Annotated in this window: 1 protein-coding gene; it reads left to right on the top strand. The window is 60.5% G+C overall.

The window, feature by feature from the left end; all coding sequences use genetic code 11:
* On the top strand, positions 1–223 hold a 223-nt coding region (locus EGN72_RS00060; protein WP_233586963.1), incomplete at both ends, for a GTP-binding protein.

The raw sequence follows: 223 nt of genomic DNA, 5'->3' as shown, positions 1-223 counted from the left end.
CAAGACGACGTTGACGGCGGCGATCACGAAGTATTTTGGCGATTTCCGCGCCTATGACCAGATCGACGGCGCGCCGGAAGAGAAGGCTCGCGGGATCACGATTTCGACCGCACACGTGGAATATGAGTCGGCAGCGCGCCACTATGCCCACGTCGACTGCCCCGGCCACGCTGACTATGTGAAGAACATGATCACCGGTGCGGCGCAGATGGACGGCGCTATT

The sequence above is a fragment of the Pseudorhodobacter sp. E13 genome (genome assembly GCF_003991405.1).
GTDB lineage: Bacteria > Pseudomonadota > Alphaproteobacteria > Rhodobacterales > Rhodobacteraceae > Pseudorhodobacter.
The sequence above is the reverse complement of the archived record's forward strand: the minus strand, read 5'-3'. Positions and strand labels throughout refer to the sequence as shown.